Below are 23,436 nucleotides of genomic sequence, written 5' to 3' on the forward strand. Positions count from 1 at the left end.
TCAACTGCCTTTATGGAATTAATTGAGAAGATTTGGTTGCAAAGACATCATGCATGACTTTTGGGTCTGGATGTCCTTGAATTGGGTCGTCAGGGTAATAGGCAACATGCATAACCCCTTGGCTGTATAAGGACTGAATCGTGCTTGCTAGTTCCTGTGACGGAATTTTCTGATTGTTACGCCAGTTGGTCGCTTGCAATTCAAAGACTGTTTTTTTCATACCATTCGGGAAAGATTTGACCCGTTGAACGATGTCACGATAAAACTGATCAGCATCAGGGGTCTGTTCCATATAGGGCATTGCCATAATTGCAGTAAAGTCGTAACGTTTTAAGGACTCTTCAAGTGACTGTGAATACCAGTTTTCTGCATAAGGTTTTAATGCGACTTGCGCATATAAATTACGTGCAGTGAGCAGAAAGGGTTCGTACTGACGGACTTGGCTGGTAAGTTGCATGGCAAAATCATCAATCGTTTTGGTTTTATACGCTGTCCACTTTTGCAATAAGGCATCATCTGCACGAATTTTTGCTAAATCAGTCGGTAAGCCTTGTGCTGCATAGGCTGTTAAAGCATTTGGGCTGGCATCTTCGTAATCGGAGAGGGTGGTATCGTCATGGAACAGAATGCCATTAAACGGTGTGGATTTTGCTAAGTCTTGATAGATCTCACTGATGGTCTGGCGTGCGCGAGGAGAATAAGGCGATAAGCGTAGATAGCCCATATTTAAATGATCTTGGCTGACTTGTTGGGTCTCAACCACATCTTTGCTTACTGGATCCGTTTGAGGGAGTTCCCATGCCAAGAGTGGCATCCAAGCATAAATACGGCTGACTTGGGTTCGAGTCTGAATTTGCCAAGCCACATGATTAAATAGATCAGCACGCATAGGTAAATGACGATTGGGGAAATACACCATATTGGCAGAACCGTCACCATCAGAATCTGAAAATGCCTGAAGATAAACAGTATTGATTCCCATAGCACGAATGCGATCTAGCAAAATGCCAAGGTTGCGTTCTTGTTGTTTAGGATTAGGGTCATAAACATAATCCAAATCGATATGCATGATTTTTTGTGGGCGGTTGTTATCGCCCAAATTCATTTCACGATTTTTGATTTCTTGTGCCAGATCGGCGGTACTCATATTGCCTTCGACCAAAATACGGTTCAGCGTTTGCAAAGAACCATGCACATGATCGGGGCCATCATCCAGAGTGATGGTAATTGGCATACCTAACTGTTTCGCAATATTCACATCCTGCATGTTATAGCGACCATATGGCCAAACCATGACACGTGGTGCTTTTAAACCATGAGCTTGGAGTAACTCGTTGTTATGCTTTAAATCTTGGGTGATGTGGGTGGTATATTGCTGATCATTTTCATAGCGTTGCTGTTTTGCATCATATTCACGTGTAATGGCTGCAGGTTCAGAGTTACCTTGCGGATTGGCATTGATACCACGATGTAAATTAAAACTATGATTCCCAATCTCGACTAAACCACTGTCCTGCATTTCTTTCAGTTCTGACCAAGTCAGAATTTTGTCACGCGAAATAACATCATCGCCAAAATGTACAGCTTGATTGGCTTTCGGAGTGAGCCATGAACCGACCACAGCAAGTACGACAGGAATATGTTTGGCTTTAAGAATAGGGTAGGCATGGGTGTAAAATGATTGATAGCCATCATCTACGGTCAATAACACAGGTTTACTTGGCAAGCGGTATTTGCCTTGGTGGGCTTGAATCAATTGGTTGACATTCACAAAGTGAAAACCATTGTTTTGTAGCCAGTCAAGGTGCTGACTAAACTGTTGTGATGTTACTGCATAATCGGGGATCAGGGCATTTTTTTGATCGGTAATTTCATGATAGCCAATAATGGTTAGGGTAGATGAGTCAGCTTTGGGAGGCTCGGCTGCCATACTGAATGACGCGCTGAGCGAACACAATAATCCTAGCGAAAGGGGAAACCAAGGAGATGCAAAGCGAGCAAGCATAGCGATATCTTCTAAAAAACTTTTAGTGCGGGAGATTAGTGATCACAAAAACTCAAAATTGTTCTTATTTCTGGGAGTCGACTAAGGTCTTTTGTTCATTGCGCATTTATAAATTCTGAACCTGAACGTTTTCTTAAAAAATGCACTTTTTAAAGAGGTAATACAAAATAAAAACAATTGATTGCAGATGTATTGCATTTGGGATGGGGTGATGCAGAGTAATTTTAACAATGTCACCATTGTAAAAATAAAAAACCCAGTGCGGACACTGGGTTTTTTAAAGATTGAACCTGAAAATTCGTTCTTAGGTAATTTTCTGTAAGATTTGCAATAGCACATCAAATTCGCTTTGCAATGGTGTGCTCTTACGAGTAATTAATGCCAATGTGCGACTCGGTGCATCTTGAATCGGTTTTACAATCAAGTCTGGGTTGGCTTTAATCATATTGGTGTGCAACGCAATTTCAGGCAATAAAGTAAAGCCCAAGTTTGCAGAGACCATTTCAATTAGAGTCGGTAATGAACTTGCCTTTAAGCGGTGATCATTTTTACGTTCCCCAATTGGGCAGGCACTTAAGGCATGATCACGTAAGCAATGTCCTTCTTCCAACAATGTTAAACGTGATAAATCTAAATCTTCCAGCGTTACCGCTTGTGCTGAACGTTGGTCAGATTTATGACACACCAAGAACAAGTCTTCTTTTGCAATTTCAGCAACTTTAAGTCCACGCGTGTCAAATGGCAGAGCCAACAACACCATGTCTAAGTTACCATGTTCCAGTTTTTCAACAATTTTTTCGCTTTGTGCTTCATGCAAATGCAACTGAATTTTAGGAAGTTGCTTATGCACTTCGTTAAGTAGTTGTGACAAAATAAAAGGCGCAATCGTTGGAATAACACCTAAATGTAGATCGCCAGTCAAAGGCTCACTCATTTCACGACTTAAGCGCATTAAGTCTTGAGCATCAGCAAGTAGAACACGGGCTCGAGCGACAACTTGTTCGCCAAGCGGGGTTAAACGTACATTTTGGCGATCGCGTTCAACGAGGACGCCACCCAGTAAGCGTTCAAGTTCCATGATCCCACCCGAAAGAGTAGATTGGGTCACGAACGAACGACGCGCCGCTTCAGTGAAGTGCAGCGTTTCAGACAGTGTTACAAGGTATGACAGCTGTCTCAGGGATGGTAATGCAGCCATAGTGTCCTAATGTTTAAGATTTAAAATGATGAGCAAATAATCCGCTAAGATGAGGAATGAAATGCGGAGGGATATCATGCCCCATTCCATCAATTAATTCAAACTTAGCGCCTGTAATTGCTTTTGCAACAGCTTTACCATGACTAGGCGGGAGCAAGCGATCACGTGAACCATGTACCACAAGGGTCGGTTGTTGAATCTGCTTGTCCAGTTGTAACAATGAGCCTGTACATAATATTGCTAAAAACTGTTGAAGTACACCCGCTGGGTAATAACTTCGTTGATATAATCTACGAGCGGTTTGCATGGTTTCAAGCTGATTGATATAACCAGGTGAACCAATAATGTTAAATACTTTTAAACTGTGATTAATAATTCCTTCCTCATCATTTGATTCTGGTCGGCCAATAAGGCTGAACAGTTGCTTTGGAAAAGGAGGAGGGAGTAAAGGTTGATTGTTGCTGGTAAACACCAATCCTAATTTGCTGACTTTATCTGGATTTTTTGCAGCTAGAATTTGTGCGATCATTCCGCCCATGGATGCACCCAGTACAAAGACGTTTTCTAGTCCCATGCGTTCAATGAGCAAGGCGGCATCATCGGCCATATCATGTAAATTATAAGGTGCGCCTTGGTTTTCTAAGCCCAGTGCAAAACGACCCATTAATTTAATGGTATTTAGACGTGGTCCCTGATGACGTATTTTAGAAGACAAACCAATATCACGATTATCGTAACGAACAACGCGATAGCCATGATCAATCAGTGTTTTACAAAAGAAATCGGGCCAGAATAATAATTGAGCGCCTAAACCCATAATAAGTAAAATAGTTGGATGCTCAGGTTGACCACCAACTTCGACGTGTAATTCAATTCCATTCCCCAAGTTTACCTTGGTTTCATGCATAAACGGGGTGTAAGGTGAATTTTTGAATTGTAATACGCTATTCATTCTTCTTTCTCCCCTAATAAGAGGACATTCAAAAATGTGAACGTCCTCTCTATTTTGAACTTAAACTGATACAGGAATCAAGTCTGGAACTAACTTGGTTAGTGTTAATCGTTGTTTCGCTGCTGTTGCACCTAACAGTACAAAACCACGTAAAGTCCCTGTACTATCAAATGCTTTGGCTAACATGCCATCATCAAATTCTTCCGTTTCCCAATTCACGTCAACATCAATCGGCGCTGGTAAAACAGTGAGTGGTGCCGCAGGCGTTTTGACCGCTACAGGCATCGCAGGATAATGTACTGCAGTATGCTCACCATTTAAGGTTTTTGCCAGTGCTCGTGCTTGCTGCATGATTGGCATTACATATGGAAGTAGTGTGCCATTCACTTCTGCACAGTCACCCACTGCATAAATATTCGCTTGATTGGTTTCTAAATGGCTATTGGTCAAAATGCCACGACTGGTGTGAATATTACCTGTTTTAGCCAAACTAATATTGGGCTGTAAACCAATTGCTGAAAGTACTATATCAGCGATTACAGATTGTCCATTGGCTAAAGTGACAAGATAATCGCCATTTTCGACTTTAGATACTTTCTCAACAGTCGTGCCCAATACAAAATGAATACCTGTTTCTTCCAGATTTTCTTGGAAGGCTGAAGCAATATGCGCAGGCAGTAGTCGACCTAAAGGTTGTGCAGCCAAATCGATGACCGTGGCATGATATCCTGTATTTTGTAGATCATTGGCAAACTCGCAGCCAATTAATCCTGCACCTAAAATCACCACACGTTTATCTTGACGTTTGTCTAGGTTTTCACGGAATGCTTTATAGTCATTGAGAGAGTTGACCACATGAATATCATCACTGCCATCTCCAGCAATTGCTAGACGAATTGGATTTGCACCTACCGCAAGAATCAGTTTTGCATAGTCTAAGGTACTCGATTCACCGTCTTTTTCTAAGACAAGTTGATGTTGCTCACTACGAATTTCTTTAACCCAAGTATGGGTTTCAATGCGCATATTGAGCTGAGTACTCATTTTTTCTGCATCGCCCAAGGCGATTTGTTCAGGAGATTTTTTGCCTGCTAATGCATTAGATAAGGTTGGCTTCGCATAATTGCTGGCATCATCTGCGGTAATCATAATCAGTTCTTGTTCCGCATTGAGTTTGCGAAACTCACGTGCCACGGTATAGCCAGCCATGCCTGAACCAATGATAACGATAGGCTGCATTTTTTTCTCCAAAAATAAGGTGTAAAAAAAGACCACTAGAAGGGTCTTTTAGTTATTATTAAATTTCAATCATTTCAAAGTCGGCTTTAGAAACACCACAATCTGGGCAAGTCCAGTCATCTGGAATATCATCCCATTTGGTGCCCGCAACGATACCGTCTTGCGGCCAGCCTTCTGCTTCGTCGTAAATCCATCCACAAACGATGCATTGATACTTTTTCATCTGATTCTCCAATTCTGATCGGGATATTTTAGATCAGCAATAACTCATATACCGCATGGCTCTAATGATCTAATTGCTAGCGCTATTTTCGCCTAAATTTTTACGCAGTTCTAGGACGAATGTAAAGCAAATATCGGATTTTAATTAGAGAATTACAGATCTGAATGGCTGAGTAGGACAAAACTTATCAATTCAAACGTAGCCATGTATTTTTGTTAGACAATTTAGAGAAAACTCATTACAACGGGTTTTATTGGAGGATTATCAGACTAAGGTCGAGCAGATTTAAAACAGTAAAATTGCTATATTAGAATCATACAAGTCTATAGTTAATATTTATTATAAAAATTATTTATATAATTCAAGTTTTTGTAGAAATCAATAAAAAATATCCTCGCCTGAAAAGTTGGCTATTATCTATCCTGAACGTCGAATAAACGTTAAAATTCACCTATTCTTTTCGTTTTAAATTCTCTCCCATGAAAAATTTGTCTGCTGTATTGTGGTCACACATTCGTACTGTCCAAGATTTCCCAAAACCGGGAATTTGTTTCTATGATTTGACCCCATTGTTTATGAGTAATATTACGCCATTAGCCGATGCTCTTATTGCAAGTATTCCAGCAGAACAGTTGGCAGAAGTAGAGAGCTTTGTGGCAGTTGAAGCACGTGGTTTTGTGCTTGCAAGCCTATTGGCTCAACGCTTAAATAAAGGTCTTTTATTGGTTCGTAAAGCAGGGAAATTACCACCTCCAGTGGTTGGTGTGGGGTATAGTCTTGAATATGGTGTAGATCGTTTAGAAATTGCAGCCAATATTCAGCCACAAAAGGTGATTATTGTAGATGATGTGCTTGCCACAGGCGGGACATTAAAAGCTGTAAAACAATTAATGGATAAATGTCAGCATCAAGTATTGGGTGCGAGCATTTTCTTAGATTTACCGACATTGCATCAAGATTTAGGCTTTAAGGTTTGGACAGTGTTGGAAGAAAACTCAAAACCATTAGAAGCTGCTGTCGCTTAAGCATTTAATATCTGCAAAAAAGCCAATCAAATGCATTTGATTGGCTTTTTTATTGCGCTAAAAAATAAAGGTTTGTTCCATATAATGAATGAGATGGTTGATGCGTTCTGGTGTAACCAGTCGATGATGCCCACCTTCAACCGTTTCGACTTGCATATAAGGTTCTAAAAAAGCTGTAGTCGCGTACATGTCTAAAACCTCATCACCAAGCTCAATGTAGGCAATTTGAGGAATATCATGTTCTAAATCTAATTCAGTAATTGCAGGATAATCAGAGCGGAAATCTGGAGTTAAATTGGGATTCGCTACAATACAAGGAATTCGGTGTTGTAAGGACATTTTGAGCGCCCAATATCCGCCTAAACTGTGGCCTATTAATAAGTCTGGTTTAATAGTGACTAAAGCATTTTTATAAAATTCGGCAACAGTGGAATAGTTTAAATTTCTGTAATCGACATCTATACAATATTTTTTTGCAGAGTCAATAGCATGGAATTTGGTCGATTCTTTGGACGAGTCTAATCCATGAAAAAAAAGAATTTTCGATTGGTCTATATTGATGGTTATCGCATTCATAGGCTCTCTTTTTGCAAAGATAGAACGGATTAATAAACGTTCACTTTTCAACTTTTTTAAATTGTTTTTATTTTACGAATCTTCAGTTGGCATTGATCTTAGCATTTGGTCTAAGGGGGATGTGTGCAATAGGGTGATATGGTTTTTAATAATAGATAAAACAGAGAGATATGTTGTGTTTATTGCTAAATTAGCAAAGTTGATAAATATTTTTTAACGATTTATTTTACTGCTTATTGTAATTATTCAGTAGTTTGGAAGGAACTCGTTTGAGAAAAACAAAATGATGGAACATCTACGCTTTAGTATCTGTATAGAGGCAAGCCCTGAAAAAATATGGAATATTCTTTGGTCTCCAGATACTTATACTGAATGGACCAAGTTCTTTACGGAAGGATCAAAAATACAGTCCGATTGGACAGTTGGCGGAAGAACTTTATTTATAGACAACAAGGGCGATGGTTTGATTGCCACCATTTTAGTTTATTTACCGTATTGTTCAGTTATTTTTCAATATCAAGGTCTATTACAAGGTGGGGTGGAGGATTTAACTAGCCCTGAAGTTCAGCAGTGGCAAGGATTGCTCGAACAATATTCTTTGGAGGAGGTTGATGGAAAAACTGTACTGAGTGTCGAATTGGAAACGATGGAAGATTATAAATACATGATGGAGCAAGCTTTTGAACAAGGACTGCAGCGTGTTCGAGAATTAGCAGAACAATAAAATAATAGAGTTGTAAAAAAGAAAGTTAAATTCACGGTCATTATTTTGTTTAAGAGAAATCATACGAAATCATGAATGAATCTGCTATGCTATAGCACTTCATTTTTTAGTATTTTTACGAGGCAGAGATGACGCAAAACAACGCTCAATCGACTTCTGAACAACCTATTTCCGAAAACGATTTAATTGCACAGCGTCATGCCAAGTTGAAGCAAATTGAAGAGCAAGCCAAACAAACGGGCGTTAGCCCATGGCCGAACTCGTTCAAGCGCGAACATTATGCACAAGATTTACAAGAACAATTCCAAGATCAATCGAAAGAGCAGATTGAAGCAGCCGAGCATGTTTATGTAAAAGTTGCAGGTCGTGTCATGTTAAATCGTGGATCATTTATTGTGATTCAAGATATGACAGGTCGTATTCAGCTTTATGTTGCACGCAAAGAGTTAGACGAAGCCACTTTAGCGACCATTAAAGGTTTAGATCTTGGTGATATTATTGCGGTAGAAGGCTATATTGGTCGTTCGGGCAAAGGTGATTTATATGTTCATATTCAACATTTTGAATTATTGACGAAATCATTACGTCCACTGCCAGATAAGTTCCATGGTCTAAATGACACTGAAGTTAAATACCGTAAGCGTTATCTTGATTTGATTGTGAATGAAGAAACACGTAAAACTTTTGAAATTCGTGCCAAAGTTGTTGCAGGAATTCGTACATTCTTGAACAACGAACGTTTCATGGAAGTTGAAACACCGATGATGCATGTGATTCCAGGTGGTGCATCTGCACGTCCATTTGAAACGCATCATAATGCTTTGGATATGCCTTTGTTCTTGCGTATTGCGCCTGAACTTTATTTAAAGCGTTTGGTTGTTGGTGGTTTTGAGCGCGTGTTTGAAATTAACCGTAACTTCCGTAATGAAGGGGTTTCAACGCGTCATAACCCTGAATTTACCATGATTGAATTTTACCAAGCCTATGCAGATTACAAAGACTTAATGGCTTTGACTGAAAATATGCTGGAAAAATTGGCTTTGGATATTTTGGGCAGCACTGATGTGCCGTATCAAGGTGAAGTCTTCAGCTTTAAAGGGCCGTTCAAGAAAATTTCAATGTTTGATGCAATCTTGGAAAACAACCCAGACTTCACCCCTGAAAATGTAAATGACCGTGAGTTCTTGGCTAAATTCACCAAAGAAGTGTTGAAAGAAGAAGTGAAGCCTGGTTTTGGTTTGGGTAAATTACAAACTATCGTGTTTGAAGAAACGGTTGAAACCAAATTACGTCAACCGACCTTTATTACTGAATATCCAGCTGAAACTTCACCTTTAGCACGCCGTAATGATGATAATCCGCATATTACCGACCGTTTTGAGTTCTTTATCGGTGGTCGTGAATTAGCAAATGGTTTCTCAGAGTTGAATGATCCAATTGATCAAGCAGAACGTTTCCAAGCACAAGTTCAGGAAAAAGATGCGGGTGATGATGAAGCGATGCACTACGATGCAGAGTTTGTTGAAGCACTTGAATACGGTTTGCCTCCAACTGCGGGTGAAGGTATTGGTATTGACCGTTTAGTCATGTTATTTGCTGACGCGCCAAGTATCCGTGATGTGATTTTATTCCCACACATGCGCCGTAAAGACTAAGCTTTGTATCTCATAAAAAACTCGCTTTATGCGAGTTTTTTTATTGCTGATTTACAACAAAAATCAATACTCAGGTTGCAATATTGAATCAAAGAAAATATGGTAGTCGGCAGAATTAAGTAACGAGAAAGTCACGATAATGTTTTTAAAAAGATCTTTAGTTTCGGCGTTGTTGGTGGTATCTGCGTCATCTGGTTTTGCGCAAGGGATTGTCGTGAATAATGAAGATTTACGTTCGGATTTGAACTGGTTAAATCAACAAGGTGTTATTCAAATTAGTACCTCAACATGGCCAATGAGTGGGGATGAAATTCAACGTGCGTTATCCCAAGCCCGCATCAGTCAACCAGAACAACAAAAAGTAATTGACTCTGTTCTAGCCAGTCTAAAAGCAGACAATCATCTGGCGAAAGTGAGTCTTTATGCTGCAACTGACGAAAAGCAATTTCCACAAGCATTTGCTACAAGTAACAAGTCTCAATATGTGGGTGCATTGGAATTAAACGCGGGTAGCGAGAATTGGGATGCCAAATTAAAAATAAACGTTGAACATGACCCGATGATTGATAATGGGGAATATGTAAATGTTGAAGGTTCATATTTGGCGGGTAAGCTGTGGAACCAGTGGTTGATTGCAGGTCAAATGCCAACGTATTGGGGGCCAGGACATGATGGCAGCCTAATCCGTGGTGATGCAAGCCGTCCTGTTTATGGTTTGACCATGCAGCGTGCTGACCAAAGCGCATTCGAAACTAAATGGTTATCGTGGATTGGATCTTGGCAATATCAAGCCTTTGCAGGACAACTCGCGGATTATGATGCTATTCCAGATACAAAACTCATTGGCTTGCGTTTAACTGCACAGCCTTTGCCGTATTTGGAGTTGGGTGCATCGCGCATGATTCAATGGGGAGGGGATGGGCGCTCGGAAAGTTTGGATTCATTATGGAATGCAATTAAAGGGAATGATAATTTCTATAATTCGGATGATGATAAATCGAACCAACTTGCTGGCTTTGATGCACGTTTAAATTTGAATCAATGGTTGAATACACCGCTGAGTGTTTATGGTCAGTATGTGGGTGAAGATGAGGCGGGGCTGCTTCCATCTAAAAAAATGTATTTAGCTGGCGTAGATTATTCTTCAAGCTTTAAAAATATGCCATTCCAATTGTATACAGAGTGGGCGGATACCCGTACCAATGGTGATGTAAAAGGTATTTCGTATAATCACTATGTCTATAAAGATGGTTACTACCAACATGGCTTCCCATTAGGTCATGCGATGGGTGGTGATGGTGAAATGTATTCAGTCGGCGGTAATATTCGTTTGGATCCTATGAACCGTGTTTCTGGACGTGTTTTAGTGGCTAAAGCCAATCAATCTAATCTGGATATTAATCAGGCATTTCCAGAAAAAGATGAAGTGAAAGCACTCGATTTAACATGGTCACATTATCTTCGTCCAGATATTCCTTTGAAATTAAATGGATGGGTGAGTGATTCAGATGTGCATGGTAATGATACAGGGCTTTCAGTTGCTGTAGATTTACCATTAGACCCAAAAGCTTGGGGCTATTAATTTCTAAATAGAATAAAAAAACCTCACAATTGTGAGGTTTTTTTATTACAGTGTTACCAATATAAGTTAACTTCGATAATGAGATAGCATTCAAAGACATTAGTAAATCAATCCCATGCCTAGCAATGCATGTACTGATTAAACAGGTAAATCAAACCAAATTAATTGACTGTCTGCCAAAGCTTTAATTTCAGCTTCTTCGGCAAATGCTAAAGCATCACCTGCTTTTAAGGTCTCACCTGCAATTTCAAGCTCGCCAGAAATCACATGGACATAATTGAGTTTCTGCGTCGCTTTGATTGCTAAACTATGCATCGCTTGTATAAAGGCGGTTTTAACCTCAGCCTGCTGACGGATTTGCATAGCAGCATCACCATTTGGACCTGCAATGACATGCCATTGATTCGGATGTAATTTTGGATCACATTGAATCTGTTGGTAATTAGGTTCGGCATCACGTACATTAGGATGAATCCAAATTTGCAGCATGTGTACGGGAACATCGCCCTGATTAATTTCGCTATGTTGTACACCTGTACCTGCACTCATGAGCTGCCATTCACCCGCAGAGATATGACGTTCATTGCCCATACTGTCTTTATGAGAAATTGTCCCTTCAAGTACACAGGTCAAAATTTCCATATTGTCGTGTGGGTGTGTGCCGAAGCCATTATGGGCTGCAATTAAGTCATCATTAATGACACGTAATACGCTTACACCCATATATTTTGGATCGTACCAACTACCAAAAGAAAAACTATGTTTAGACTCTAGCCATCCTGCTTTGACATGACCGCGATTTTCACTACGATGTAAATAACTTTGCATGATCGTTATCCTATTTTTAATTTGTTCATGGGCTCATTATAGTGTTTCGATTATGTTGTTTAAATTATATAAAAGCGACAATTCGTTCTATTTTTGCAACAAAAAACTGTAAGAAATGTAGCTTAAAAAAATAGCCTGCAAAAGCAGGCTATTTTTGACTGCTTTTCTAGAATTACTGTAAGAATTTCACAGTCACGCCAGAACGAACTTTTTTACCGAGGTCGTTGGCATCCCAGTTGGTTAAACGGATACAGCCATGCGATGCAGTTTTTGAAATTGCAGATGGGTTAGGTGTACCGTGAATACCAAATGATTTTTTGCTTAGACCAATCCAAATATTACCTACAGGGCCATTTGGACCAGGTGGTAAAGAAAGCGGCTTTAAGTTTTTACCTTGTACAAAGTTGCTTGGTGAGTAGCTATACCACGGGTTTGGTGCTACACCAGTGACTTTATAGGTACCTTCTGGTGATGGGGTATCCGAGCTACCAATGGTCGCAGGGAAAGAAGCAATCATTTGGTTGCGGCTATTAAATAGATACAGTTGTTTTGCACCTTTATGCGCAACAATTAAATGAATGTCTTCTGGGAGTTCATTGCGAATATTCGTCACAATAATCTTTTCACCAGCTTTCTTGAATGTTGCTTTTGGATTAAGTTTCTTTAAGAAATCTTCATCCATATGGAATTTTTCACCCAACATTTCAGTCACACGAGTGTAGTACAAACCTTTCATTTTGGCTTGTAATGCGTAGTCGTGTGGAATAGATGGTGCATATGGACCTTTAAGGTCAGCATCGGTAATGGTGTATTCTACAAATGCTGGACGATTCCCTTGTTTAGCCACTAAGGCATCCCAAGTTTGTTTGGTTAACGTCCCAGTTGGTTGTAAACCATTCATTTGCTGAAAAGTAGCAAGTGCTTTTAATGTATTTTTACCACTGGTACCGTCGATTGCGCCTGGCGAAGCATGTGAGTTATTCAACATGACTTGCGTTCGTGCATAGACAGGGAATTGACCTTTACCAATGTTGTCAAACCAAGATGCATTATTTAGACCATCAAGTGTCCAAGAGGCCTTTGCAGCAGGAGAGGTAGGTGCTGTTGCTGAACTCGTTGCTACAGCCGCGCTAGCTGGAGCAGTTCCAATATCTGCTGTGTTATCTTCAGATTGTTGAAGATTTTGTAAAGTCTGTGACGCTTTATTTAAGTCTTGCTGTTCTTGAGGCGTAATTTGTGTATCTTGTGCTGAAGATGCAGAGCCTATTGCAAGAGGATTAATTGGGTCTTCTACGGCAGTATTGGTAACGACTTTGGGCTTTAATGGTTGTTCAGCAGTAGTAGCTGTGGCAAAAGCTGTGCCAGCAAAAAGGCAGCCTAAACTCATTGCGAGTATTGTGCGAACGAACATGTAATTCAACCTTAAGAATTATTCATTTACTAAGTGACAAACGACACAAGTATTGCAGAAAAAAATGGCAGATGCAGTATTTGTTTTGTGTAAATAGACATTTGTCGAACAAGAACATTAAATTTTAATCATGCGAGAAGTTATTAAAATTTAGTCCTTTTTGTTATGATGCTGCAAAGATTAAATTAAGTTAGGAAAGTCAATGGCGACCTTAAAAAATGATCGTTTTCTGCGTGCTTTATTGCGTGAGCCTGTTGATACTACGCCTGTATGGATGATGCGTCAGGCAGGGCGCTATTTACCTGAGTATCGTGAAACACGTGCAAAGGCAGGTGATTTCCTTTCTTTATGTAAAAATACTGAGTTTGCATGTGAAGTCACTTTACAACCTTTACGTCGTTATGACTTAGATGCCGCAATTTTATTTTCAGATATTTTGACCGTTCCAGATGCCTTGGGTTTAGGTCTGTATTTTGAGGCAGGTGAAGGTCCAAAGTTTCATAAAACTGTACGTACTGAACAAGATGTCATGAATTTACCGACATTTAATGCAAAGTCGGATTTAGATTATGTCATGAATGCAGTATCGACCATTCGTTCGGCTTTAGGCGGTCAGGTACCGTTGATTGGTTTTTCGGGAAGCCCATGGACTTTAGCGACTTATATGGTTGAAGGTGGTTCTAGCAAAGACTTCCGCTTTACTAAGAACATGATGTACGCACAGCCTGAAGTTTTACATGCTTTGCTTGATCGGTTGGCTATAGCAGTTATTGATTATTTAAATGCGCAAATTGATGCGGGCGCACAAGCTGTTCAAATTTTTGATAGCTGGGGTGGGGCATTAGCACATCGTGAATACATCGAATTTTCATTAAATTACATGCAAAAAATTGTTTGTGGCTTAAAACGTGAAAAAGATGGTCGAAAAATTCCAGTGATTTTATTCACTAAAGGTGGTGGTCAATGGCTAGAGCCAATGGTTGCAACAGGTGCAGATGCACTTGGATTAGACTGGACGACGCCACTAACTGTAGCACGTAAAATTGTCAATGGTCGTGCAGCATTACAAGGTAACTTAGACCCTGCAACCCTATACGGATCATCGCAAACGATTCAAAAAGCCACTCAAGCCATGTTAGATGACGCGTATGCCAATGGTGAAAAAACGGGGTATATTGCGAATTTGGGTCATGGTATTACCCAATGGGTGAACCCAGATCATCCGAAAGTGTTTATCGACACCGTACATGAATATAGCGCAAAGTATCTATAAATTTAGGTTGAGTATTTACAGTGTTGCGTGTTGCTCAATCTTGTGTTGAGTTTTCTTATAAGGCAGCTTCGGCTGCCTTATTTGGAATACTTTTATTATTGGCTTTTGTATTTACTGCTCCATTAGGTTATGAGCAACATTATGGTTTTTATCGTTATGACTACCTGTTGTTTTATGCCTTAATTATTCAGTGCTGCTTATTATATTTAAAATTAGAATCTTGGGCAGAAGCCAGAGTCATCGCGCTGTTTCACATTATGGCAATGGGGATGGAAATTTTCCTTACGCATCCAGCCATTGCTTCATGGCAATATCCACAACCTGCAATTTTTAAACTGTGGACAGTGCCCTTATTTGCTGGATTTATGTATTCAGCCGTCGGAAGCTTTTTTGCTCGTTCTTTACGGCTTTATACCGTGTCTTTTAAGGCTTTGCCAAAGTTCAGTCATATGTTGACCTTGGCGGTGTTGTCTTATTTAAATTTTATGAGCAAATTCTTTATTCCAGATATTCGCTATGTATTGTTTGGCTGGAGTATTGTGATGTTTTGGAAAACCAAGATTCGTTTTGAGTTACAACATCACACCATTCAATTGCCGATGTTGCCTATTTTGTGGGTCTTGGCTTTTGTTATTTGGCTTGCAGAAAACGTGAGTACTTTCTACAAAATTTGGCTTTATCCGAGTCAGGTCGATGCTTGGCATATGGTGGGTTGGGGCAAGCTAGGTTCATGGTATTTGTTGCTATTATTAAGTCTAGTTTTAGTCTTGAAAATACTTGGAATACGCAACTCAAAGGGTGATTGGCAGTTAAATAATGATGAATATGAATAGTTTAGTTTTATTTTTTTAACTTTAGAATAAATTGTTTTGCGTTATTAAAGATATGCGGATAATCTAAGTTCGTGTAATCCATTATTACATGTAAATAATTAGAACACTCATAGAATAATTCTGGAGAAGTGCGATGTTAAAAAAAGTAGCGTTAGCAGCAGTATTGGCAATAGGTTCTACAGCAGCATTTGCAGATAGCGATGCAGGTTGCGGTATTGGTTCTGAGATTTGGGCGGGTCAATCAGGTAAAGTGCCGAAGTTACTTGCTGCTACAACAAATGGTTTATTTGCCAACCAATTATTTGGTATCACCTTTGGTACGCTTGGTTGTAGTGGTTCGGGTACAGTCACTGCACAAGCAGTCACGTTTACCAATGAAAATGCAGAAGCTTTGGCGCGCGATATGGCGGTAGGTCAGGGCGAAAGCTTGAATGTATTGGCTGAATTACTCAATATTAAAGCGCAAGATAAAGCGCGTTTCTTTGCCGTATCTAAGCAAAACTTTGCTGAGATTTACTCTACAGAGAATAAAGATTCCTACCAAGTGCTCACATCACTACAAGCTGTAATGGCAAAAGACCAAGTTCTTAAAGCTTACGTCTAATCGATTGTTGTAAAACCCTGTCAATCTGACAGGGTTTTTTATATCTCAAAAAAATTAAATTTAATGAAAAAGATTGCTTTATTTACGGCTTTATTCGGTTCTAGTCTGGCGTATGCGGTTGAACCGACATCATCTATCCACTATGTTCAAATGGCGACCCAGCAACATCTGGTACAAGAGACAACTTGGCAAAGATTAATGTATGCCAATGCCAAAGGGCAAAGTGAAGTTCACTATGCAGGTTATTTTTTGAGTCCAGAAGGGCGCACACATTTACAAAATGAATTAAATGCCAATATCGAAGCATTGTTCTTATCCGCAGCGCCGAATCAATCAGTACGTTGTAAATTTCCAGCACGCAGTCAATGGTTAATCAAGCAACTGAATATTTCCGCGACAGATTTACCACAAGTTGAATGTCCTGAATTAGACAAGTGGATTGGTGAAATTAAACCCTATAAAGCGACTTTAATTTATGCAACTGACTTTATGGGCAATCCAAGTTCGATGTTTGGGCACACTTTATTGCGTTTAGACCCCAAAGATCAGAAACAATTAAATTTGGTTTCCTATGCGGTGAACTATGCAGCCACGGTCGCAGGCGCTGATGGTTGGTCTTTTGCTTGGAAAGGCTTAACTGGACAATATCCTGGCGAATATTCTTTAATGCCGTATTATCGCAAAGTAAAAGAATATGGAGACTTAGAAAGTCGTGATTTGTGGGAATATGAACTTAATTTAAACCCAGAAGAAACTCGCTTTTTGGTACAGCATATCTGGGAAATGCAACATGTGACTTTTCCCTATTATTTTGTCAGTGATAACTGTGCTTACCGACTGTTAGGACTGATTGATTTGGTGCGTCCCGAACTTAATTTAAGTCAACAGTTTAAAGTCGCAGCCATTCCAATGCAGACCATTAAAGCCATTGATCAGCAAGGAATTGTTCGTGAAACAGTCTATCGTCCTGCCTTAGAAACCCAATTATTGGCACAAGCCAAACAGCATGGGCAAAGTTTGGCTAAAACAGCCCATCAGGTTGCCTTTACCGAACAAAAACAAAGATTAGAGATTTTGGCAGCTTATTCTGCGGAAGATCGTGCCAAAATTTTAGAAATGGCCTATGACGATTTGTATTTGCAATTGGTCGCACGTAAAGTAGACGTCGCTTTTGCACAGCCTAATCTACGTGAATTACTCATTTTACGCAGTACGATTGATTTAGATAAGCAGCGCCAAGCGCCTGAGCGCCCACGTATTGATCCGACAAAATCTCATGATGCTCGAAATTTCTCGGTAAAAGCAGGAACTGTGCAAGGCGATGAATTTATTGAGTTGGGACACCGTCAAGCCTATCATGATTTGATTGATCCTCAAGGCGGATACCGAGTCGGAACACAATTGTTGTTTTGGGATGGCGCCATTCAATTGCGTGAGGATGAATTAAAGTTAGAACATTTTGACTTTCTGACAGTAAATTCTTATAACCCGATTACAGCGTTTAAAACGCCGTTGACATGGGGGTTCAATCTGGGTTGGCAACAAGAAGCGACTGATTCTTCGGGAAATTTTAGCGAACAGGATCAACATGGTGTTGCCAGTTTGAAAATGCAGATGGGTTATAGCTATGCAGATTCAAACCGAGAGAATCTATGTTATGCACAAATGCAAACCTATCTTCAAGGTGGAAAATCATTAGATAAAGGCTGGCGATTGGGTATGGGGCCGACGGTCGGTTGTCAGAATATTTGGACAGACCATATTAATTCGATTGTGCAGGTCGAATTGCCATATTGGGAAGATTCACACCAGTGGCAAGTTCGATTGAATTCGCAAGTGCAGTATGCCTTGAATGCGCAGAATGCATTACGTGTAGGGTGGGAATACCAATATCAAGATGAAAAAGATTGGAATAAATTGAGCTTCGGTTATGTTCGATTCTTCTGAATTTAATGCTAGAAAAAAGGTGCATCGAAAGCCCCTTTTTTCTTAAATCCATTTTACTTTTCAATCCATTTTCCTTGATTAATCGCTCACCATTTTTTTGTTAAAAGAACCCCGTTGTGGTGCAGAAAGAATTTTAAGAACGACTTCGGAGGATCGACATAACCTTACGCCAAGTTCCGTTACCACAAAAGGACGATTGATTAAAATTGGATATTGCAGCATAAAATCAATAAGTTACTTATCACTATGCATTGACTGCTCCAATTTTAGTTCTTCATAAGATGGAAAATTTTCGCGTATAGCGTTACGAACAGATAAACCTGAGCGCTTGATTCAATCGATCAATTTCTGGTTTAGTAGGCAGGGTTTTAAGATATTCAATTATTTCTGATTTTTGACCTGTGTTTGGTATTAGACCAAGGGTATTTCTGGACGTACCACAAGCAGGATTATGATAAATCTTAATCATTTTTTAGACATCATTTTTCATTAAATCAACTTTATCGCACTTATATGTGGATATGTGTATGCTTTAAATTATTAAATAATAGGCTGCAAAATGGATCAAACTGATTTCTTTAAATGTCTCTCTGACGCCACTCGCTTGGAGATTATTAAGTGAATCATGGTGCGGGAAAATATTTGCATCTGTGAACTGACGGAATTATTGCAATTGAGTTAGCCTAAGATTTCACGACATTTGGCATTGTTAAGAAATTTATCGGTTTTATTGGATCAGCGCAAAGGGCAGTGGTGTATTACCGTGTGAATCCAGATTTACCTGAATGGGCGAATGTGGTGTTAAAGATCATTGCTCAGTCAGCGTAAACAGACAGAAATTCTTTATTTGAATACTTCGACCAATATCCATTGTGATTGATCTTATGGTCGTTTCTTAGTACAAGAGTTGGGATGAATTTAGCAGTATTTCGGTGCTGAAGTTAGGATTTTCATCCCAAAGCTTGACCTTGACCAGAAGATGGCGCAATGAAGCCATCATCCTATTACAATCGTATTGTGGGTATGATGGGAAGAAGTGTACAAATAGATTGTATTGACCCGTGGACAGCCAGCCTATCTAACGGATCGTTATTCGGAACGTGTTGAAACCGCAGAGCAGTTGTCGAAGCGCGTGAATTAGCGTTCGCAATAAGATAAAAATAAACCCCGAATGTTTCGGGGTTTATTTTTTAATTCATTTGAGATGAATCAGTAACTTTCAGGTACTGCACTAAGGAATTCACGACGTGATTCTTTATCTGTTTTAAATTCACCGACAAATGAAACCGTACGTGTCGTCGATTCTTGTTTGCCCACACCGCGCATCATCATGCACATATGTGCAGAATCAATAACTACGGCAACACCACGCGCTTGCGTTACTTCAGCAACAGCTTCGGCAATTTGTTGAGTCAAGTTTTCTTGAATTTGTAAACGACGTGCGAACATTTCAGTAATGCGAGCAAATTTAGATAAGCCAAGCACATGACCTTCAGGTAAATAAGCGATATGCACACGACCATAGAACGGGAGGAGATGGTGTTCGCAAAGCGAATAAAATTCAATATTTTTCACCAAGACCATTTCACGGTTGTCCGATGGGAACACCGCTTTATTGGTCACTTCTTCTAGCGTCTTACTATAACCAGACGTTAAATACGAAAACGCTTTAGCAGCACGCACAGGTGTATCAAGTAAACCTGGACGATTCAGGTCTTCACCAACGGCAGTTAAAATGTTTGCGTAGGATTGCTGCATAGACATAAGACGTTTTCACTTACTCTTATATTGAACAAGGACGGCATTGTACCAGAAAACCGAAAAAATACCGTGTTTAATATCAAAATCCGATTACTGTTTGTGTTTCGGATTTTTTTCTGAACGTTTTAGTAAAACTAAAACAGCACCCGTACCACCCTGATTATCCGGTGCACTGACAAATGCCAGTACGTCACGATGCTGACGTAACCAGCCATTCACATAGGTTTTTAAAACCGCTTCAGGGCCTTTGCCGTGTACAATTTTAATGACATTTTGATTTTCATCTTTTGCCATTTGAATAATTTGAAGTACGGCAGCACGGGCTTGCTCTACGGTACAGCCATGCAAATCTACCGCTTCAAACCAACGTATTTTACCTGCTTTTAAATCTTCAAAAACCTTATGTTGCAATGTCGCAATGCGATAACTCAAATTCGCTTGACTGGCAACTGGGTTGAGCATGGCTTGTGTGTCGGAAAGTTCAGCCATTTCAGATTCAGTTGGACCAACAGCCGCTGCTCGCTTTGCTAAAACCTGAGCATCTAATTTCTTTTTCGGACTTTTGGCAATTTGAGCGATATTGCCGACATCCATTTTGTGTACGCCTTGCATGGATTTTAGAAATAATTCGGCATCATCGGGTTCAGCCACCACCGCTTGCTTTTGAGTTTCAGCCTGCTGCTCAATCGCTGTTGAATGGGGATGATTGATTTGCTTTTTAAAGGCTTTCAGTAAGTTGTACTGATCTTTAGAAAGCGATGAATCATGTTTGCTCATAATTTTCAGACATAACTGCAAGATAAGGTTTAAGCGGCAATTATAATCTGAAATTGCTGTAAATTGAACTGAATTACATTCAAAGGCTGTTGTATGTAATATGAACAGAAAATGTGGATTAGCTGCTTTATCTATGTATTTAAATATTTATTCTTTGGGTCAGAAAATGTTTGATATTGATTGTTCAAGTACCTGAAGAGCCGACTAAGTCGTGATTGCCTAGTTTAGAAACTTTTATTTTAATTGATCTTATGGAAGGGTGGGCTTGAATTGAATGCTGATGAAGTAGCCATCAGAGTACAACGTTGACTCTGATGGCATTCAGCTTAAATTTCGACAGGCTGACCAAATAATGCGCTAAAAGCATGGTCTGGACGTGGTTGCTTCATGAAGCTTTCGCCCACCAAGAAGCTGTGAATATCATGCTCTTGCATCATCTTCACATCTTCTGGGGTTGCAATACCGCTTTCAGTAATGAGCAAGCGAGAAGGATCGAGTAATTTCTTCAAACGAATTGATGTATTTAAATCCACATCAAAAGTTTTAAGGTTACGGTTATTTACCCCTAACAAGCAGCGCTCAGAAAGTTGTAATGCACGTTCAAGTTCTTCCTCATCATGCACTTCAACCAAAACATCCAAATGATGCTCAAACGCTGTTTTTGACATTTCTTCTAATTGTTGGTCCGACAAGCAAGCCACAATCAGTAAAATACAGTCAGCATGCAGGGCACGCGCCTCGATGACATTGTACGGGTCGACTAGGAAGTCCTTACGCAGTGCAGGCAAAGCACAGTGTGTACGCGCGATTTGAATATTTTCATCTGCACCTTGGAAAAAATCGACATCAGTTAAAACTGACAGGCAAGCCGCACCCGCTTGTTCATATTGTGCTGCAATTTCCGCAGGATTAAAGTTTTCACGAATAATCCCTTTTGAAGGAGAGGCTTTTTTGATTTCAGCAATCACACCAGGGCGTTTGTGAATCAGAGCTTGAGCAAAACCACGCACGGGTGTTGCTTCTTGTGCCCATTGTTCTACATCATGCAGGCTACGTTGCTTGAGGCGTGCTGCCAGTTCTTCATGTTTACGATCAACAATTTTACCTAAAATTGTATTTACGATATCGACCATGTGAGCATCCTTCCTTAAGCTTCGTATTGTTTGAGTGTTTTGGTAAATTCAGATAGCACACTCATTTTTTCTAAAGCCTGCCCACCATAAATAATGTCATGTGCTAAAGCTACGCCTTGTTTATACGTTTTGGCTAAACCTGAAACATAAATGCCTGCACCAGCATTTAAGGCAATCATGTCTGCGGCTTTGGCACCACGATCAGATTTTTTTCGGCCCAGCGCATCTTTAATCAGGGCTAAACTTTCAGCAGAATCTTCAATGATTAAGCCTGTGAGGGTTTGCGATTCAATCGCAACATCTTCAGGATTAATTATCCATTCAGTCACTTCACCATCTTTGAGTTCCGCAACATAAGTCGATGATGCGAGGCTAATTTCATCTAGTCCGTCTTTAGAATGCACCACCATCACGTGTTCAGCGCCAAGTTGCTTCATCACTTCTGCAATTGGGCGGCACAATTCATTCGAGAATACGCCAATCACCAAACGCTTTACTCCAGCCGGATTCGTAAGCGGGCCGAGTAAGTTGAAGATGCTACGGATACCGAGTTCCTTACGTGGACCCACTGCATATTTCATGGCTTTATGATGGTTGGGTGCAAATAGGAAACCAACGCCAACTTCACGAATGCAACGCTCAGTTTGTTGCATGTTCAAATCAAGATTAATGCCTGCTTGTTCTAACAAGTCGGATGAGCCAGACTTGGTTGATACACCGCGGTTACCATGTTTGGCAATAGTGGCACCAGCCGCAGCGATGACAAAGGCTGAAGCGGTAGAAACGTTAAATAAGTTTTGTCCATCACCACCTGTACCGACAATATCAATCAGGTTGGGTACATCACTCACATCAATTTTTGTGGCAAACTCACGCATCACGCGTGCAGCAGCCGTAATTTCATCAATGCTTTCGCCCTTTAAGCGTAGCCCCATCATTAATGCACCAATCTGTGCATCAGTGGCTTCACCACTCATGATGGTGCGCATGACCTCTTCCATTTGAGTCTGGGTAAGATGGATATTTTTGGTAATATGATTTAAAGCTTGTTGAATATTCATTTATGCATAAATCTCTAAAAAGTTTTTGAAGATTTGGTGACCGTGTTGGCTAAGGATTGATTCAGGGTGGAACTGCACACCTTCGACAGGCAGTGTCTTATGTTTTACGCCCATAATTTCTTCCATTGAGCCATCAGCTTCTTGGGTCCAGCAAGTGACTTCTAGGCAATCTGGCAAACTCGCTTGATCAATCACCAAAGAGTGATAGCGGGTTGCAGAGAATGGGGAAGGTAGATTGCTAAAAATTCCCTTGTCACTGTGATACATGTCCGATAAACGCCCATGCATGACGGTTTTGGCGCGAATAATATTGCCGCCAAAAGCTTGTCCGATACTTTGATGACCTAAGCACACACCCAACAATGGAATTTTTCCAGCAAAATGTTGAATGGCTGGAATAGAAATGCCTGCTTCAGTAGGTGAGCAAGGTCCCGGACCAATGACCAAATACTTCGGTTGCCATCGTTCAATGTCTTCCAAAGTCACGGCATCATTACGGACTACGTTCACTTCTTGGTTCAACTCGCCAAAATATTGCACGATGTTGTAAGTAAAGGAGTCATAATTGTCGATCATGAGAAGCATTTCAGATGTAACCTCTTGAGTTGCATAATTTTATCGCTTTGTAC

The 23,436-nt window shown here is 40.1% G+C and carries 21 protein-coding genes and 3 pseudogenes; 10 read left to right on the top strand and 14 right to left on the bottom strand.

Annotated elements, in window-relative coordinates; genetic code table 11:
• Positions 1-10 precede the first annotated feature (10 nt).
• From pgaB to rubA, 5 genes are all read right to left on the bottom strand, one after another.
• Positions 11-2,005: a poly-beta-1,6-N-acetyl-D-glucosamine N-deacetylase PgaB gene (gene pgaB, locus M5E07_RS04720; RefSeq protein ID WP_252222495.1), complete on the bottom strand. Its 1,995-nt coding sequence runs from the start codon at positions 2,003-2,005 to the stop codon at positions 11-13.
• 304 nt (positions 2,006-2,309) lie between these two features.
• Positions 2,310-3,203, bottom strand: coding sequence for a LysR family transcriptional regulator OxyR (oxyR, locus tag M5E07_RS04725; RefSeq protein WP_252222498.1), 894 nt, complete (start codon positions 3,201-3,203; stop codon positions 2,310-2,312).
• Positions 3,204-3,216: 13 nt separating this feature from the next.
• Positions 3,217-4,155 carry an esterase EstB gene (gene estB, locus M5E07_RS04730; protein WP_252222501.1) on the bottom strand — a complete coding sequence of 313 codons (939 nt, stop codon included), beginning with the start codon at positions 4,153-4,155 and terminating at the stop codon, positions 3,217-3,219.
• 60 nt (positions 4,156-4,215) lie between these two features.
• On the bottom strand, positions 4,216-5,394 hold the full coding sequence (rubB, locus tag M5E07_RS04735; protein WP_252222504.1) for a rubredoxin reductase RubB: 1,179 nt from the start codon (positions 5,392-5,394) through the stop codon (positions 4,216-4,218).
• Positions 5,395-5,452: 58 nt separating this feature from the next.
• On the bottom strand, positions 5,453-5,617 hold the full coding sequence (rubA, locus tag M5E07_RS04740) for a rubredoxin RubA (RefSeq protein ID WP_016166951.1): 165 nt from the start codon (positions 5,615-5,617) through the stop codon (positions 5,453-5,455).
• Positions 5,618-6,096: 479 nt separating this feature from the next.
• On the opposite strand from rubA, the gene M5E07_RS04745 reads away from it, so the two are divergent.
• The gene (locus tag M5E07_RS04745) at positions 6,097-6,642 is read left to right on the top strand and encodes an adenine phosphoribosyltransferase (protein ID WP_116761835.1); all 546 of its coding nucleotides are present in this window, start codon (positions 6,097-6,099) and stop codon (positions 6,640-6,642) included.
• 57 nt (positions 6,643-6,699) lie between these two features.
• On the opposite strand, the gene M5E07_RS04750 is transcribed toward M5E07_RS04745, so the two are convergent.
• Positions 6,700-7,218 (bottom strand): YqiA/YcfP family alpha/beta fold hydrolase, encoded by a 519-nt coding sequence (locus M5E07_RS04750; RefSeq protein ID WP_116761833.1) that lies wholly within the window; start codon positions 7,216-7,218, stop codon positions 6,700-6,702.
• Between the two features lie 283 nt (positions 7,219-7,501).
• Here M5E07_RS04750 and M5E07_RS04755 point away from each other — a divergent pair, with 283 nt between their 5' ends.
• The 3 genes from M5E07_RS04755 to M5E07_RS04765 all read left to right on the top strand — a co-directional run bounded on the left by M5E07_RS04755 (position 7,502) and on the right by M5E07_RS04765 (position 11,179).
• A complete protein-coding gene (locus M5E07_RS04755) occupies positions 7,502-7,942 on the top strand; it encodes an SRPBCC family protein (protein ID WP_252222507.1) in 441 nt (146 codons plus the stop codon).
• Positions 7,943-8,070: 128 nt separating this feature from the next.
• Complete coding sequence (lysS, locus tag M5E07_RS04760) at positions 8,071-9,597, top strand: lysine--tRNA ligase (protein WP_116761826.1); 1,527 nt, start codon at positions 8,071-8,073, stop codon at positions 9,595-9,597.
• Positions 9,598-9,736: 139 nt separating this feature from the next.
• Positions 9,737-11,179, top strand: a complete 1,443-nt coding sequence (locus M5E07_RS04765) for a capsule assembly Wzi family protein (RefSeq protein WP_252222510.1) — start codon at positions 9,737-9,739, stop codon at positions 11,177-11,179.
• Positions 11,180-11,317: 138 nt separating this feature from the next.
• Here M5E07_RS04765 and M5E07_RS04770 read toward each other — a convergent pair whose 3' ends face one another.
• Entirely contained in the window at positions 11,318-12,007 is a 690-nt protein-coding gene (locus M5E07_RS04770; RefSeq protein WP_252222513.1) for a pirin family protein, read from the bottom strand.
• 172 nt (positions 12,008-12,179) lie between these two features.
• Positions 12,180-13,418 carry a L,D-transpeptidase family protein gene (locus M5E07_RS04775; RefSeq protein WP_252222516.1) on the bottom strand — a complete coding sequence of 413 codons (1,239 nt, stop codon included), beginning with the start codon at positions 13,416-13,418 and terminating at the stop codon, positions 12,180-12,182.
• A 202-nt stretch (positions 13,419-13,620) separates the two neighbouring features.
• Between M5E07_RS04775 and hemE the strand changes: the two genes are divergently transcribed.
• The 4 genes from hemE (at position 13,621) to M5E07_RS04795 (ending at position 18,075) form a co-directional block, all read left to right on the top strand.
• The gene (gene hemE, locus M5E07_RS04780) at positions 13,621-14,691 is read left to right on the top strand and encodes a uroporphyrinogen decarboxylase (protein WP_044737410.1); all 1,071 of its coding nucleotides are present in this window, start codon (positions 13,621-13,623) and stop codon (positions 14,689-14,691) included.
• Between the two features lie 23 nt (positions 14,692-14,714).
• The gene (locus tag M5E07_RS04785; protein ID WP_252223696.1) at positions 14,715-15,524 is read left to right on the top strand and encodes a DUF817 family protein; all 810 of its coding nucleotides are present in this window, start codon (positions 14,715-14,717) and stop codon (positions 15,522-15,524) included.
• A 133-nt stretch (positions 15,525-15,657) separates the two neighbouring features.
• Entirely contained in the window at positions 15,658-16,128 is a 471-nt protein-coding gene (locus M5E07_RS04790; protein WP_252222519.1) for a DUF3015 family protein, read from the top strand.
• Between the two features lie 63 nt (positions 16,129-16,191).
• Positions 16,192-18,075 (top strand): Lnb N-terminal periplasmic domain-containing protein, encoded by a 1,884-nt coding sequence (locus M5E07_RS04795; RefSeq protein WP_252222522.1) that lies wholly within the window; start codon positions 16,192-16,194, stop codon positions 18,073-18,075.
• 52 nt (positions 18,076-18,127) lie between these two features.
• On the opposite strand, the pseudogene arsC reads toward M5E07_RS04795, so the two are convergent.
• Positions 18,128-18,544 (bottom strand): annotated as a pseudogene (arsC, locus tag M5E07_RS04800) (arsenate reductase (glutaredoxin)); the annotation flags it as partial.
• A 90-nt stretch (positions 18,545-18,634) separates the two neighbouring features.
• Here arsC and M5E07_RS04805 point away from each other — a divergent pair.
• Together M5E07_RS04805 and M5E07_RS04810 are read left to right on the top strand one after the other, a co-directional pair.
• Positions 18,635-18,903, top strand: a pseudogene (locus tag M5E07_RS04805) (ArsR/SmtB family transcription factor).
• A gap of 147 nt (positions 18,904-19,050) precedes the next feature.
• Positions 19,051-19,216, top strand: a pseudogene (locus M5E07_RS04810) (arsenical resistance protein ArsH); the annotation flags it as partial.
• 68 nt (positions 19,217-19,284) lie between these two features.
• Here M5E07_RS04810 and folE read toward each other — a convergent pair.
• The 5 genes from folE to M5E07_RS04835 all read right to left on the bottom strand — a co-directional run bounded on the left by folE (position 19,285) and on the right by M5E07_RS04835 (position 23,392).
• Positions 19,285-19,833, bottom strand: a complete 549-nt coding sequence (folE, locus tag M5E07_RS04815; protein ID WP_171458336.1) for a GTP cyclohydrolase I FolE — start codon at positions 19,831-19,833, stop codon at positions 19,285-19,287.
• A 93-nt stretch (positions 19,834-19,926) separates the two neighbouring features.
• Positions 19,927-20,613 (bottom strand): Smr/MutS family protein, encoded by a 687-nt coding sequence (locus M5E07_RS04820; RefSeq protein ID WP_116761808.1) that lies wholly within the window; start codon positions 20,611-20,613, stop codon positions 19,927-19,929.
• A gap of 326 nt (positions 20,614-20,939) precedes the next feature.
• The gene (gene trpC / locus M5E07_RS04825; protein WP_116761806.1) at positions 20,940-21,746 is read right to left on the bottom strand and encodes an indole-3-glycerol phosphate synthase TrpC; all 807 of its coding nucleotides are present in this window, start codon (positions 21,744-21,746) and stop codon (positions 20,940-20,942) included.
• Between the two features lie 14 nt (positions 21,747-21,760).
• The gene (trpD, locus tag M5E07_RS04830) at positions 21,761-22,807 is read right to left on the bottom strand and encodes an anthranilate phosphoribosyltransferase (protein WP_116761804.1); all 1,047 of its coding nucleotides are present in this window, start codon (positions 22,805-22,807) and stop codon (positions 21,761-21,763) included.
• On the bottom strand, positions 22,808-23,392 hold the full coding sequence (locus tag M5E07_RS04835) for an anthranilate synthase component II (RefSeq protein ID WP_116761802.1): 585 nt from the start codon (positions 23,390-23,392) through the stop codon (positions 22,808-22,810).
• Between the last annotated feature and the right edge of the window lie 44 nt (positions 23,393-23,436).

Source organism: Acinetobacter tibetensis (genome assembly GCF_023824315.1).
GTDB classification, from domain to species: Bacteria; Pseudomonadota; Gammaproteobacteria; order Pseudomonadales; family Moraxellaceae; genus Acinetobacter; species Acinetobacter tibetensis.